Source organism: Pseudarthrobacter sp. N5, assembly GCF_050157035.1.
Classification (GTDB): Bacteria; Actinomycetota; Actinomycetes; order Actinomycetales; family Micrococcaceae; genus Arthrobacter.
This window is the reverse complement of record NZ_CP189593.1, coordinates 3,728,020-3,742,898: the sequence shown is the minus strand read 5'-3', so window position 1 is coordinate 3,742,898 and position 14,879 is coordinate 3,728,020. Positions and strand designations below refer to the sequence as shown.

General features: G+C 62.5%; 9 protein-coding genes. 6 read left to right on the top strand and 3 right to left on the bottom strand.

Annotation, left to right across the window (positions count from 1 at the left end):
- Positions 1 to 325: 325 nt before the first annotated feature.
- From ACQCST_RS17925 to ACQCST_RS17900, 6 genes are all read left to right on the top strand, one after another.
- Complete coding sequence (locus tag ACQCST_RS17925) at positions 326 to 1,189, top strand: glycosyltransferase family 2 protein (protein ID WP_426997066.1); 864 nt, start codon at positions 326 to 328, stop codon at positions 1,187 to 1,189.
- 1 nt (position 1,190) lies between these two features.
- Positions 1,191 to 3,515 carry a glycosyltransferase family 2 protein gene (locus ACQCST_RS17920; RefSeq protein ID WP_426997065.1) on the top strand — a complete coding sequence of 775 codons (2,325 nt, stop codon included), beginning with the start codon at positions 1,191 to 1,193 and terminating at the stop codon, positions 3,513 to 3,515.
- Positions 3,516 to 3,616: 101 nt separating this feature from the next.
- On the top strand, positions 3,617 to 5,836 hold the full coding sequence (locus ACQCST_RS17915; protein ID WP_426997064.1) for a hypothetical protein: 2,220 nt from the start codon (positions 3,617 to 3,619) through the stop codon (positions 5,834 to 5,836).
- Between the two features lie 24 nt (positions 5,837 to 5,860).
- Positions 5,861 to 6,655 carry a glycoside hydrolase family 16 protein gene (locus ACQCST_RS17910; protein ID WP_426997063.1) on the top strand — a complete coding sequence of 265 codons (795 nt, stop codon included), beginning with the start codon at positions 5,861 to 5,863 and terminating at the stop codon, positions 6,653 to 6,655.
- A gap of 52 nt (positions 6,656 to 6,707) precedes the next feature.
- Positions 6,708 to 8,552: a dTMP kinase gene (locus tag ACQCST_RS17905; RefSeq protein WP_426997062.1), complete on the top strand. Its 1,845-nt coding sequence runs from the start codon at positions 6,708 to 6,710 to the stop codon at positions 8,550 to 8,552.
- Positions 8,549 to 9,565 (top strand): aminoglycoside phosphotransferase family protein, encoded by a 1,017-nt coding sequence (locus ACQCST_RS17900; RefSeq protein WP_426997061.1) that lies wholly within the window; start codon positions 8,549 to 8,551, stop codon positions 9,563 to 9,565. The genes ACQCST_RS17905 and ACQCST_RS17900 overlap by 4 nt, the downstream gene beginning before the upstream one ends.
- A 1-nt stretch (position 9,566) precedes the next feature.
- Here ACQCST_RS17900 and ACQCST_RS17895 read toward each other — a convergent pair whose 3' ends face one another.
- The 3 genes from ACQCST_RS17895 to ACQCST_RS17885 form a co-directional block, all read right to left on the bottom strand.
- A complete protein-coding gene (locus tag ACQCST_RS17895) occupies positions 9,567 to 11,018 on the bottom strand; it encodes a lipopolysaccharide biosynthesis protein (RefSeq protein ID WP_426997060.1) in 1,452 nt (483 codons plus the stop codon).
- Complete coding sequence (locus ACQCST_RS17890; RefSeq protein ID WP_426997059.1) at positions 11,015 to 11,764, bottom strand: glycosyltransferase family 4 protein; 750 nt, start codon at positions 11,762 to 11,764, stop codon at positions 11,015 to 11,017. The genes ACQCST_RS17895 and ACQCST_RS17890 overlap by 4 nt, the downstream gene beginning before the upstream one ends.
- Before the next feature lie 475 nt (positions 11,765 to 12,239).
- The gene (locus tag ACQCST_RS17885; protein ID WP_426997058.1) at positions 12,240 to 14,747 is read right to left on the bottom strand and encodes an alkaline phosphatase family protein; all 2,508 of its coding nucleotides are present in this window, start codon (positions 14,745 to 14,747) and stop codon (positions 12,240 to 12,242) included.
- Positions 14,748 to 14,879: the final 132 nt, after the last annotated feature.

Sequence of the window (14,879 nt, the reverse complement as noted above, 5' to 3'; positions counted from 1 at the left end):
ATTGAGCAGATGAAAGTCGGTCTATCTGGAGTGATGCTATCCATCGACTCAGGAGTTGTGAAGGCCAAATCTCACATATTGCACAGCTTAACCCGGGGGCGGTCGCATGCGCAACAGACCATCGCATACCAAGTAGCGGTGTGATTTAAAGTGACTTAAAGCAGGTACCCGCTACTCGTGACACCCCCCGAGGGGAAACATAGGCTCGACTATGCGGGGGCTACGTCAGTGGGCACAAAAAATCGGGACCACAGACACACGACCGGATATTTCTCCGGCATAACTTAATCGCGACGGCGCCACCAAAGCCCGTAAATGTTATGAAGTGGTGAGGCTTGTGTCTATTCCCACCCTAGTTCCAACTCTGCGCTCCGAATCGAACGTCTCGTCACCGACGGCGTCTGTGAGCGTGGTCATCCCCACCTTGAATGAGGCAATGAATCTGCCTTGGGTCCTTCGCCGCATGCCCTCCTACGTGGACGAGGTCGTCATCGTGGATGGGCGTTCCCACGACCACACCGTCGACGTTGCACGGGCGCTCCGTGTTGACGTCGTAGTCGTGGCCGAGCCCCGCGCGGGGAAAGGCGTTGCAGTCCGTGCCGGATTCGCCGCAGCCGCAGGAGACATCATCGTCATGCTGGACGCGGACGGAAGCATGGACCCCCAAGAGATCGGCCGGTTCGTCTCCCCCCTTCAGCATGACTACGACTTCGTGAAAGGCTCGCGGTACATAACCGGAGGCGGGTCCGAGGACCTGACCTGGTTGCGGAGCGCCGGCAACCGGGCGCTGACAGAGTTGGCCAACGCCGCGCTGCACAGCAATTACTCTGACCTTTGCTATGGATACATAGCGTTCCGCAGGGAATGTTTAGAAGTTCTGGAGCTGGAGTCGAACGGCTTTGAAATCGAGACTGAGCTGATTGTGCGGGCAGCCAGAGCGGGCCTTCGTATCGCCGAGGTGCCGAGCATTGAGCTTGACCGCATATCCGGTGCTTCGAATCTGCAGACGTTCCGTGACGGGTGGCGGGTCCTACGCACGCTTGCGCGGGAATCTATCGTCTGGGAGGCTCCGACCGCCGGAGCCCGTCCCGAAGCGCTCCGACGGGTGAAGTACACCTATCCAAATGTCCGGTTTCCGCACACACCCACGGATCCACGGAGCGTTCTGGCCATCGGGGAAGGATTCTAGCGTGTCCGCTGTTATTGAACCTCCCACTGTCTCCGTGGTCATTTGTTCGTACACAGTGGAGCGCTGGGATCTATTGATGGACGTTATTGACTCCGTCCACGCCCAAACGTTCGCCCCAGAGCAGGTGATCGTTGTGGTTGACCACAATGAGGACCTCTACAAGCGCCTCATCGCCGCTGCGCGAGGTGTGACCCTCGTGGAGAGCATCGGGCCTCGGGGGCTCTCCGGAGCACGCAATACGGGGGTAAGCCGTGTGACCTCCGATATCGTAGCTTTTTTGGACGACGACGCCGAAGCGGCTCCGGATTGGCTCGAACGGCTGACGGCGCTATATGACGACCCCGATGTTCTGGCTGTTGGTGGGCGCGTTGAACCGGTGTGGGAAACCGGCCGTCCCGCTCACTTCGGCGAGGAGCTCGACTGGATCGTCGGGTGCAGCCACCGCGGACTGCCCAGGGTCGCGTCTGAGGTGCGAAATGTCATCGGCGCAAACATGTCCTTTAGGCTTGACGTTCTCCAACGAGTCGGCGGCTTCAACCTCGCGCTTGGCCGTCAAGGCACAAGGCCACTTGGCTGTGAAGAGACCGAGATCTGCATTCGATCCACCATGGGCGCACCCGGGTCACGGATCGTCTATGAACCGGCCGCCTTGGTGCGCCACCATGTGCCCGCCCATAGGGGGACGTTGCGGTACATGTTGGCTCGTTCCTGGTCCGAAGGGATATCCAAGGCCCAGGTCAGCCATGTAGTGGGCCACAAACGGGCTCTGGGCCCGGAACGGCGCTATGTACGAAGTGTCTTGCCGCGAGCGGTTTTTTCCGGAATACGCGACTGGAGCCGGGGGACCAACCCGGATGGGCTCGGTCGAGCCGGGGCCGTCGTCGCGGTTCTGGCATTCACCGCCGCCGGATACCTGCGGGGGCGCCGGCTTGCCCACGTTTCGATGCCTCGCCCACGTTTCGATACCTTGCCTGGCCAGTACAACTCCCCGATCCGCGCCGTGAAGGGAAGCCCAGTGAGCGAACGCGCAAGCGAAATGCTCCCGGCCGCCGAAGGTTCGGTTCTCGAGCTGGTCCCCGTCATGGAGAGCCGCACACTGCCGGACTGGTCCGGGGCCCGGTGGATCGGCACCATAGATTATTTGTCCCTCAATGGGCACACGCACGTGAGACTGCAGAATTCCCGAGGGTACGGACGTGCGCGGCTGCTGGTGCGCGAGGGATCATCGGTGCGCGGTTTTGTCGACGTTGAAGCTCCCGATGGGATCATCGACCGCCGGGTGCTCGACACTGCTGCTGCGGCGCTTCCAGCGGCGACGTCGAGTCCCCCGGTATCGTCAACCCCTCCAATCACGGTGATCCTCTGCACGCGCGACCGGGCTTCTCTGCTGCGTGAAGCACTCGGCGCGATACTGCGTCTCGATTACCCGAACTTCGACGTTCTTGTGGTCGACAACGCGGCACAGAACACTGACACGAGCGACATGGTGCGCCAGGAGTTCCAGGACTCTCGCGTGACGCTCATCCAGGAGCCCGTTCCGGGATTGTCCCAAGCGCGCAATACCGGACTTCGCCATGCGCGAGGGGACATCGTCGCATTCACCGACGACGACGTCGTCGTCGACAAAGCATGGCTCCGTGAGATCGCCGCAGGGTTCGAACGGGCTCCCGACGCTGCGTGCGTTACGGGACTCGTACCGGCGGGCGAAGTGCGCTCGCGCGCCCAGGGATACTTCGATGACCGGGTCAGTTGGTCCAAGAGCGTGGCGCCGATGGTGTACTCCCTCGCAGCCCCTCCTGCCGATCTTCCGAGGTTCCCATTCTGCGTCGGCGCTTACGGCACGGGAGCTAATTTCGCACTGGACCGCCGCACGGCACTGAGCCTGGGCGGCTTCGACACCGCCTTGGGGGCCGGAACCCGCACCGGCGGCGGTGAAGACATTGACATGTTCACCCGGGTGATTCTGGAGGGGTACTCCCTCGTGGTTCAGCCCTCCGCGATTGTCTGGCACCGTCACCGCGACGGTCTGGAGGAGCTGCGCGCCCAGGCGCGTAGCTACGGCAGCGGGCTGGGGGCATGGCTCACAAAAATACTCCTGAACCCCCATACGGCCCGGCTCGCTCTGGCCCGGAGTCCGCACGCGGTTCGACACTTTCTGCCGAACGCCCGGCGTCGCACTGCCCGACCGGCGGCGGCTGGAACGGGAGCCGTCGACCCACGCGATCCGCAGCTCGCCAAGGTCTTGCGGCTTGAACTGATTTCAGTGGCGCGTGGACCGCTTAACTACCTGCTTCAACGCCTTTCAGGGGAAAGCAGGAGCGAATGAACAACTTCTGTTCCCTGTTCGGCAAACTGCGGGGCCGATGCTGGTTCCGTTCCGCATAGTTCCACAGAAACACTCAGGTCGAGTAGGGAGGTCTCAGCCACATGAACATTCAAGTACAGGAAGCCGAAGTTACCTTAAGACGGTCGGCGCCGGCTCGGAAGGCGCTTCGGTCCATTGATGTGGGCCTTGCGATTTGCGGGCTGGTAGCCGCGATCCTCATCTTGCCCGATGTTGGCGGCCCACCGCTCGCCGCCTTCAAGCTTATGGTGTGCCTGGTTCTCCCGGGTTGGGCCCTGTTGCGTCGACTTCCCGACGCCGACCCAGCGGCGCGATTGGTCTGGACAATCGTAGCAAGCGCGGTGATATATACCGTCTTCGCGCTTGCCATGGGGTGGCTGCACGTGTGGCATCCACGCCCGGTTGCCGCTGCCGTGCTACTCGCGGCTGCGGCGCTCATTGTAATCTCGCCTGCTGGCAGCAGGTCAGGCGACCGCCGTTTTGCATGGAGCCTTGGCGGGCCGCGTCATCGCAGCTTCACGGAGTTCTTGCCTTGGGTGATCCTCGGCACCGCGATGCTGTTGTGGGTCGGGGCGCTGGCTCTGACCAACCCGGAAGAACTGGGCAGCTTCGGCCTGCTTCCGGAGTTTCCGGTCATATGGTACGTCGCCCTCGCCCTGGTCGTGGGCGTCTGCGTCTGGGGGGTAACCGCCCCGAGGGTAGGCTCAAACCGTTTCATGACCGCCTCGGTGACAGGCCTCGTCCTGATGCTCTACTCGTCGGCCAGCCTGCTTGCCGAGGTGCCCAGGCTGCCGTGGACGTACAAACACCTAGCGGTGACTAATTTTATCGGTACCGCCGGCCAGATCGATCCCTCGATCGACATATATAACCGCTGGCCTGGATTCTTCTCGCTGAGTGCCTTTCTCGGTGAGGTCATCGGATACCGGGATGCCCTTGCCTATGCCGCATGGGCCGAGACCGGATTCGCACTCCTCAATGTGGTGATTGTTCTCGCCATTGCCCGGACACTGTCAGCGAATCCGCGGGTCTGCTGGACGGCGACGCTGGTGTTCGCCTTGACGAATTGGGTGAATCAGAATTACTACTCCCCACAGGCGTTCGCGTTCACCCTGTACCTGACCATGTGTCTCATTTGCCTTACGTTCCTTCGCGGCACTCCGCTCAAATGGGCGCGCGGCGTCGAACAGCGGCTGCAGCAGCGGCTGAAGAAGCGGCATTGGACAACGTTGGCGGAAGAGGGAGATCGGCCCGGGCGCGGGCTGCGGAACGCGGCAGTCTTCGCTGTTATCGGGCTTCAGATTGTTATTGTTGCGAGTCACCAGTTGACCCCTTACATGGCCGTTCTGGGCCTCCTTCCGCTTTTCAGCCTCGGATACTTCAGACCAAGGTGGCTGGGTCCAGCCCTTTTGGCGATCGCGCTGGCCTACTTGCTCCCAAATCTCGCCTACGTCAATGGGAAGTACGGCCTTTTCAGTGGCTTCAATGTGTTTGCCAACATCGGTTACCGCGCCCCGCAGACCGAACGCCTGTTCGGCATAGGCCAGTTCGTGTTCACGGGCCAGTCGCTGGCCCACGGAGCCGTAGTGCTTACTCTTCTGACAGGGGTACTCGCCATCGCAGGTTTCGTCCGCCACCTGCTGCGGGGGGAAGTCCGTACGACGCTGACGGTTGCCTGGCTGTCCGTGGCACCGGTACTCGGGCTGCTCGGGCAGTCCTACGGCGGCGAGGCGCGCCTCCGTGTCTACCTCTTCGCATTGCCGTGGCTGGCGATCGGTGTTGCGTGGCTATTTTGGTCGGGGCCTGTTAGGCGTGGGAACTCCGTTATCGGTGCAACTGCGGCGCTTACGGCAATGGCTGTTTTATTCACTTTGGTGTATTTCCAGCCAGAGGCGGACCATCGAGTCGCCAAAGATGACGTGGTTGCCGGCGAGTGGCTTGACGCGCGCATCGAGCCAGGTGACCGGGTCTTCAAGACGAACGACTTTTTCCCGCTGCTTATTGGCCCGAACTATCCCCGTTATATTCAGTGGGGAAGCGTGGCGTCGTTGTCCGACTACTTAAAAAATTCCAAAGGCACCGTCACCGTCAAGTCTTTTGCGGCGTATGCAGGGAAAAATCAGAGTTCGGGAAACATTTATGTCCTGTTTTCCGATGAACAACAAAGACGCGCAGTTAAGGACGGGCGATCCGAAGTGAATTTGGTGCCCAAACTTGAAAATGTTCTGATTACGGGTAATGCCGCCGAGAATATATTCGATAACGGTGCTGTCCGTATATACAAATTCACAAGAACAGGCTAGGCCTTGGAAGGTAGGAAGATTATCTTGACACTTGGCGCGGCAGCGGCAGCGGCGACTCTTGTGGGTGGGTTCATGGTGTCCTCCCACTCAACGGATAATGCTGCTGCTATGCCCGTGGGTGACATTCCAGGGTGGGAGCAGACCGGGACTCAGGACTTCAGCACGCCGGCCGATATGGGTGAGATAGCTAAGGTTTACGGGCAGGACATGCGTGGCTATTCTGGTTTTTCTGATACATCCGGCCACGGAATTTACACTCCAGATTCAGTGCTTTCGGTGGCCGACGGTAAACTCGACTACTACCTTCATTACGACGGAGATTCACCGCGGGTGGCCAGCGTCATCCCCTTCGGATACTCAGGACAAAAATACGGCAGGTATTCCATCAGATTCAGATCTGACTCCTTGCCGGGCTACAAAGTTGCTTTTATGCTCTGGCCCTCGAGCGATAAATGGAGTGAGGGGGAGATCGACTGGCCGGAGGGTGGATTAGGCGGGACGATGTACGGCGCTTCCGCGATCACGGGATCGTCGGACAGAGCCGCGATGGAGTTCGATCCGCCCATTACCACCTACTCGCCCACTGATTCATCGGAGTGGCATGTGGCGACGACCGAATGGACCCCAGGAAAGGTCAAGTGGTTCTGGGACGGCGAACTTATTAGCCAGACCGCGCTGGCATCCGGAGTACCGTGGACACCTCTGCGCTGGACATTGCAAGCCGAGACCGGCGTAGGGCCTGGCTCAATTGTCCCCGAGGCAAGTACAGCCGGCCATTTGGAAGTAGATTGGGTGGTGCAGTATGCCTATGCACCGTAGACCCAGCTCGGGCGGCGGTAGCGCAGAGCCGCGGGGCCAGGCAGACATACCCATGGTCATACACCCGACGGTGGCCAGGGCGTTCCGTGCACTTGACGAATCGGGACTGGCTTGGGTCTTGCTGCGAGGAGAAGACGACCTCGCCCGTCCATACGGCGATGTGGACCTCCTCGTGGCCGGCGGGCAACTTCCGGGACTGGACGAACTGATGAACTCCATCGGTTTGTGCCGCGTACGTGCGGCAGGGCACGGAAGTCACCGGTTCTACTTCGACTATGCCGATCCTGATGAGTTGTGGGTGAAGTTGGATGTCGTCTCGGAGATCTCCTTCGGGCCGCTCCAGCAGTGGCGAACGTCGCTGGCCGCTGGCTGCCTTGAACGGCGGATACGGAACGGTCCGTTCTGGCTGCCCGCTCCGGCAGACCACGCATGGTTGCAGCTGCTCCACCTGGTGCTGGACAAAGGGGAAATCGCGCCAGAACGGTTCGAAACCGCCCGACGAGCCGCCGCGGTCGCTTCCGACGACGACCTGATCGCCGAATACATAGATCAACGCAGCGGTCCGGGCACAGCCGGGCGGATGCTGAAACTGGTCCGGTCGCACAGACATGACGAAGTCCCTGCCATGGTGGCCCACATGAAATCCAGCTGGGCCAACACCGCGCCATCGCGCACGCGTTTGCGCGGCGCAAGGAACCGCGCCCTGCGCCTGCTCAGCCCGAGGCTTCAGGGACGCGGAATGGTGGTGGGTGTGATGGCACCGGACGGCGCCGGCAAGACCACCTTGCTGCACAACCTCGGCGCAGCGTTCCCCATCCCCAGCAAGTATGTCTACATGGGCATGTGGGGCGCCGGTCCTTGGGACTCATGGCTCCGCCGGGTTCCGGGCGGACGGTCGGCCAAGAAGGTGTTCCGACTCCTCCGAGGTGGCCTAGCCGCCAGGTATCACCGCCTCCGGGGCCGCTTGGTGCTCATGGATCGCGTCCCCTACGATGCAATGCTGCCTGGGTCGGTTGACACCAGCGTCGCAGGCAGAATCACCAATGCTCTTGCATTCCGCTTGAGTCCTGAACCTGATGTCCTGTTGGTACTTGATGCGCCCGGCGAGGTGATGTTTGCCAGGAAGGGCGAACATTCTGCCGAGGTTCTGGAGAACTGGAGGCAGGCCTACCTGGAGCTCGCTGATCGGCTGCCCAGGACCTGGGTCCTTGACGCCGACCAGCCCCGGGCCCTGGTTCAGCGACTGGCCACGGAGATCGTGTGGCGCGGTATGTCACCGAGCACCGCGAATCCGCAGAAGGCGGATCCGGGCGGGGCCGCGGCACTGTCCTTGCACTTGTGGAGGCTGCTCGACTGGCGGTTCCTCCTGCCGGTCCTCCAACCCCAAAGCGTGGGCTACGGCGGCACGATCGGTGCCGACATGATGTCTGCACTCCGCCTGCTTGACCCCAACGCCGCCCTCATCCGGTCTGACCACAACGGCACCGCGGACAAGGTGTTCGAAGTCGTTCTGCTCACGGATCCCGATCTCCGGCTCTTCGCGGCGTCGGCGGCAGCGGTGCAGCCCGGCGGCTGGATGTGTGCCCAGCTCCGGCGTTCGTTCTTCCGCCGCTCGGGCCCGCGCACCCTCAAAGGCTGGAAGCGCGCCTTTGCGATGCAGGGATTCCGTGACGTCAGGGTTTACTGGCATGCGCCGACCCTGGACCGGCCAGCCCGAATCGTGCCGGTGGCATCGAGGACCGCCGTCCTGGACACCCTGTCACTGCACGAGGCCATTCGCTTCGGAAAGGCAAGATCGCTCATCGGCCGTCTCGCGTTGGCGCTGCGCCTGTTCGACGTCGCCATCCCGGAAGGTACCGTGACGGGCCGCCGCCCGGAGAGCGACGAGCGGAAATGAACTTCATCGACAGCGTCCTTCAAGACCACTATCAGGAACTCGAGCTGGAGAAGTACGGTATCGGCAGGCACTGGGCCACAGTCTTGCTCACGCCGCGGTTCGTTACCTCAAGGCATGTGGTGGCCCTGATCTTTGCGATCGGTGCCCGCGAGCCCAGCCTGGTGGTCAAGGTGCCTCGCCAGCCGGGGGATAACCACAGTGTTCGCCACGAAGCCGAGATGATGAAACAGCTCAGGGCTCGCGGCGGGCGACCTTTGATCGGCGTCCCGGAAGTGCTGGGGACCCTCGACGTCGGTGCCCACACCGTCCTCATCGAGACTGCCGTGACGGGCGCTCCCTTGGATCCCCATCGCGTAGCTGCCGATTTGTCCGGCGCGATCAGCGCGGGCACAGATTTCGTGGCTGCATTACCTTTCACACGGTCCGCGCCAGCCAACGAGGGTTGGTATGACCGCACCATCAGCCGTCCGTTGCGGGCCCTCGCCGGTATGTTGCCGCTGGACGATGACCTGAGCGTGCTGGTCGAACGCACACACGAGATGCTGGCACCATTGCGTTCAGTGCAGCTGCCCGCCGTCGTCGAACATGGCGACCTGAGCCACCCCAATCTCTTCCTGCCGCCCCAGGGCAGGCTTCAAGTCGTCGACTGGGAGCGGTCCCGGACCGATGGTCTGCCCGGCCATGATCTGGTGTTCTATCTGCAGTACCTGAGCGAATCAAACGAACAGGCGTTCTCCCGCATCGGCCAGCTCGAGGCCTTCGACAAAGCGTTCGGATCCACCGGGTGGGCTCTGGCCCCCCTGCGTAGCCACTTGCAGCTGCGAGGGGTGAACCCTGATCTGCTTCCGTTGCTGATCACCGCGACGTGGGCTCGGTCTGCAGCCACGCTGGCATACAGGCTGGCAGGCCAAGCGGCCCCAGAACAAGGAAGGACCCAGATGCGAGCCGCGGTTCTCGCTGATCGGGACTATTGGTTGTGGCGACACGTCGTGAACACCTGGTCGATGTCGTAGTTCAACGGCGCCGAACCAGCTGCAGGAGCTCATCGTGCAGGGACGAGAAGCCCAGGCGCAGAATCGCATAGACCACCGCAATGCCCAAGATGACGACGACGATCGTTGTGGTCACGCCACCCAATAGCGGAACAGCCAATGTGCCCAGTCCCGCCGCTGCCACGGCCACGCCGCAGACCAGGCCGGGCACGAAAGCGCGCAACAGTTGCCGCGGTTTCAGGTGGATCACTTTGGCCGCCACCATCTGCATTCCGAGGGCGAAAAGCAGTGCGACAACCAGCTGTGCGCACGCGACGCCCACAATGCCCCACCGTGAGGCATACAGGAGAGCCGGCGCAAGGATGGCGAGCCGGACGAGCGAAATCCCGATCGAAAGACCCGGCCGGCCGATTGCCTTGTACACGTCGTTGGCGCCGACTCCCATGGAGCGGGCTGCGGCGTAGAGTGACAGGAAGACCAGCGGAAGCACGGCGTCCGTCCACTGTTCGCCGAAGAGCACCGGCACGAGGACCGGTGCCACTACCGCCAGCCCGACACCCGCAGTGACCCCGTACAAGGATTGAATCTGAACACTCTTCAGGTAGCCGCCCCGGAGCCGCTCTGGCTCGTTGCGCATCTGGGTGTAAATCGGGAACATGACCGATGACAGCACAAAGAAAATGTTGATGATCACCATCTCGGGGAGGCGGAAGGCCAAGGTGTAGAAGCCCAGTGCCTGCGCGCCCATCAAGAGGCCGATGATGAGATAGTCGATGTCAAAGATCATTCGGGCCAGCAAAGTACTGCCCGCGGCTGGAGCACCGTATTTCAGGTTCGCCAGAAGGGCATCCTTGCGCACACGCCAGATTTGCCACGGGGCACGCCCGGGAAGCAGGAACCAGCACGCGGCGGCGTACGAAACCGAACCGGCAGCCGTTCCGATGGCCAGCGACCAAGCCCCGTGGCCGGTAAAAGCCAGTATCAGTGTGACTGTGCCCATGGTGGCGGCGCGAAGAACGGGAGCCGCGGTCAGCCGCTTGAAGCGCAGGTCACGGCGCAGCAGGGCTTCTGGGACCGCGGCCAATGACGTGGCCAGCAGCGAAATCGCCAGGACCCTGACGAGGGGTGCCACGTCGGGAAGGTTGAAGAGGTCGGCGACCATGGGTGCGGCAAGGACGGCGCCTGTGGCCAGGAGCCCGCCGAGCACCACGGAGATCAAGAGCGCGGATCTCGCTACCTCGCCGGTGCGTGGCAAGTAGACCAGCGCCTGGGCGACTCCAGCGTCAGCTATGGTCTCCGCGTAGGCCATGAGGGCCAGCGCCAAGGCGACCAATCCATACTCTTGGGGAGACAGCAGCCGTGCCAGCACGATGATCGCGACAAGAACGATCATCTTCCCGGCGGCGTATGCGAGCCCCTGCCACATAGCTCCCCGGGCGCCGGCCCGGGCGAGTTCCCCAGGAGCGTACGTCATACCGGCGAGGTTCTTCTCTGTGGGGCCGCGCCGCCGTCGTGGATCGCACTGCGAAGCTCGTCCAGGTACTCCTGTGTGACCGCTTTCCAGGTTCGAATTGTCGCGACGCCACCCTCTGCATCCCGCTGATCTGTTCGAGGCGCCGTCAGGCGGTCCACGATCTGTCGAACAAACTTATCGGTGTCCTCTTCAATGGACAGCAAGGGGTGGGTATCTTGTTCACGCGCGGCGACCGGCGTCGCTACCACTGGAATGCCCGCAGCCAGCGCTTCACGCACCGAGTTCCGAATACCCACCCCGTGTTCATCGGGAAACACGGCCACATCGGCGGCGTGGAAAACGTCGAGGACCGAAGGTACGTTTGCCAGAACGTCCACGCGGGGGCCGGCCAGCGAGAGGACAGAGGGTGCGGGGCGACGGCCAGCGATGACAAACCTGGCATCCGGAACTTGTTGCCATACCAACGGCGCGATCTTGCTGATCAATACCTGCGCGCTATCAATGTTGGGGCCGTAGTTAAGGCTGCCCACAAAGCAGACCACAGGAGGGCCCCGTTTGGCGGCGGGGCGGGCGGCGTGCTCGGCACCGTTAGGAATGCTCCTCACCTGCCGCCCCAGGCGTTCCGACCATTCAAGGGCGTCCTGGGCTCCCACAGTGAGGAGCCGCGCCCGTGAGGGCAGGCGGCGTTCGGCTCGCAGTGCCTGGTGCTCCCGCGCCCGGTAGGCGGACCGCCAACCCCGTGCCATGGTGCCATCCATCCCGGCTCTGATGGACCAGGGGTCCACCGTCTGCAAGACCATCGGTCCACGCACATGGCGGGCGAGAAATAGCGCATGCGGCCCGTGAATCAGGGTGGCATCACCCTGAGCAGACAGTTCCGATGCAGTTGAAATTGCTTTGGCTGTGGCCCGTTCGTGCGTTCCGACTCCATTGAGGCCATAGACTGACCGCACGGTCGCCCAGATACGCTTCCGAGTGGCCAAGACGTGCACCGACTCACACCGCCCGCGCAGTGCGTCTGGCAGTTCTACGGGTCCGGCGAACGTCATAAGGGTAACCTCGACATCCGCCGGCAGATTTCGCAACACCTCGAAAGGGATCATCGAACTGCCATCACCAAGCACGGGATCTCGGGTGGGCACGCTTTCTGTTACGTACAGAAGCTTCATTGCACGAGTGTACTCTGAACCAAAATCCTCGGTACGCGCCACAGCCCTAGGGCTAGCCGTCGGCGTCCTTGGGAGCGGGTTGCCCGGATCCGGGGTCGGCGGGCTGGCTGCCGGAACCGATGACGCTGTGCTTGGGGTCGGGCATCTGGGAGTCGGCTCCGTTCACTGACTTCCAGATGGCCTGGTTATAGAGCTGCTCATCAATCTTGTCTTCGGTGCCGATGTCCTGCTTGGCTACCTGCGGGGCCAGCGGAGCATTTGCTCCGTTGACGGTGGTCATGTCGTAGCTTGGTTTGAGCGCGGAGTACGGCGTGTTGTCCGGATTGGCCGTGAAGGACGCGCTCATCGGGGTGGCGAACGCGTCGAACTGGGTCAGCGGCGCGATGCCGGCGATCAGGCCGATGGTGCGGACCATGGAGGCGGTGCTGTAGAAGGTTGAGTCGACCTTCCCGGTCTGTGTGTAGGGGCTGATGGCCAGGGCCAGCGTGCGGTGTGCATCCACGTGGTCGGGGCCGTTCTGGGCGTCATCCTCGGTAACGAAGATGGCGGTGTCCTTCCATGCGGATGAGTGGGAGACGGTGTCCACCAGCTTGCCGAGCGCGTAATCGTTGTCCGCGACGTAGGCCTTGGGCGAAGGTGCACCGGCGCGGGTGGCCTGCGTGTGGTCATTGGGCAGCCGGACAAACTGGACTGTGGGTACTGTCCCGGCAGTTACCTGGGACTGGAAATCCTTGGCCCATTCATCAACACGCGGAGTCCCGCAGGTGGCGTTCAGCGGCGTGAACGTTCCGGCGGAATCCGGGCAGTTCAGGTCGTAGCCGTGATAGTTGTGGTCCGTCTGGGCGTTCAGGACCGGATCGGCGGCGTTGAACGTACCGGCAGTGTTGGCGACGTAGAAGCCGTAGTTGCGGAAGCTGACGCCGGCCTTGGCGAGCCGCTGCCAGACGTAGGTATTGTCAGGCTGCTGGGCCGCGATTTCCGGGGCGTTGCCCTCGCTGGGATAAGGGGCTTTGCGGCCGGAGTAGTTGGCCGGCCACATCTGCTCCGCATACGGGTTTGAGTTGGCCGAGGCCACCCAGTTCCAGCCGTTGGCGCTGACTTCGGCGTCGGCGTAGAAGTTGTCAATGGTGGTGAACTTTTTGGACAGTTCCCGGAAGTTCGGAGCGGACTCGTCGCCGAAGAGATTCAGCGACGGATCGCCGTTGCCCTTGCCCAGGCTGCCGAGCACCTGATCATAGGTGCGGTTTTCCTTGACGACGTAGATCACGTGTTTGATGGGGCTCTCTTGACCGGGCTGGCGGGGGATGACGTTGCCTGTGGAGTTCTCAGGTCGATTGTTGTTTTTGACCTGCTCGGTGGTTTTCTTCAGCTGCCCGCCCTCGGGGACATCAAAACTGCTCAGCGTGCCAGGAATCATGGAGCCGCTGTACTGGTTTTCGGCGGTCCTGGCGGCCGACTCCGGGTTCGGGTGGCCCGGGCCGTCATTGGCTCCGGCGCCCAGACCCTTGGCATTGGTGACATGCAACGTCCCGCCGGTGAAGGTCAGCGAGGTCGGGTACCAGCCGACGGGCACCACACCGGCAACGGCGCTGTGCGCAAGATCGACGACGGCGACGTCGTTGTTACCGGAGTTGCTGACGAAGAGGCGGCGTCCGGTCTCGTCCAAGGCGAGCCCGGTCGGGTTAGTTCCGACCGGTGCGCCCTTTTCGGGTGCAATGCTGATGCTGGCGGTTGTGCCGGAGGCAGTATCGACCACGGAGACTGTGTCGTCGTCGCCGTTTGAGACGTAGAGGTTCTTCCCGTCCTTGGAGAGGACGGATTTGTTGGGGTGAAGGCCCGCTGGGAGGGTGCGGGATATCTTCGGTTCAGCTCCGGTGATGTCCACCGCGGAGACGTCGGAGGCACCCTGGTTGGTGAGGTACGCCGTCGTCCCGTCCGGGGAGACCGTGACGGAGAGCGGACGGTGCCCGGCCGGCGTTGTCGCGACGTTGCCGGTGGCGAGATCGACGACGGACACGGCATCGGCCAACTGGTCCGCGACCACCAGGCGCTTGCCGTCGGGAGTGAGCGCCAAGCCGGCCGGGAAGAGGTTCAGGGCCGTGCCGGCAGGTGTTTTGGTGGGGAGCTGGATGGGCGTGCCCTCGGCCAGTTTGCCGCCGGAGTATGCGTACGTGCGGATTTTGGAATTGGCGGCGGCGCTGGCATAGAGCTTGGTGCCGTCCGGGCTCCACACCAGGCCCATGTAAAGGGATTCCGGGGACCGGTACAGGATGGTCTGGTCCACCTCGTGGTCTTCCAGATCGACAAGTTGCAGGGACTGGGTCCCCTGTCCGTTGTTGGTGACGGCGAGCTTCTTGCCGTCGGGGGAGATGGCAGAGTTCAGGGGGAGATCGCCCAGCGAAGTTTGCTGGCCGGCCGGCGTGACGCGCATTCCGACGGGGGTGACCGCCGTTCCATCGTCATGAGGTCCGGCGAAAGTGGAAACCGCCGCAATGGCTGTCCCTCCGACAAGGACGCAAGCCAACGTTCCGACGAGAACCGGGATTGTTTTGTTTTCCATGAGCCCAAGGCTAGGGAACCTGGAAAACGGTTGCCCGTCCCGCAGGGAACCGTCCGCCAAATGGTCGATGAATGACTGGTTAGACGCAGCTGATCGGTTCCGTGCGGCCGCAGCGGTGGCCGGAGATTGCCG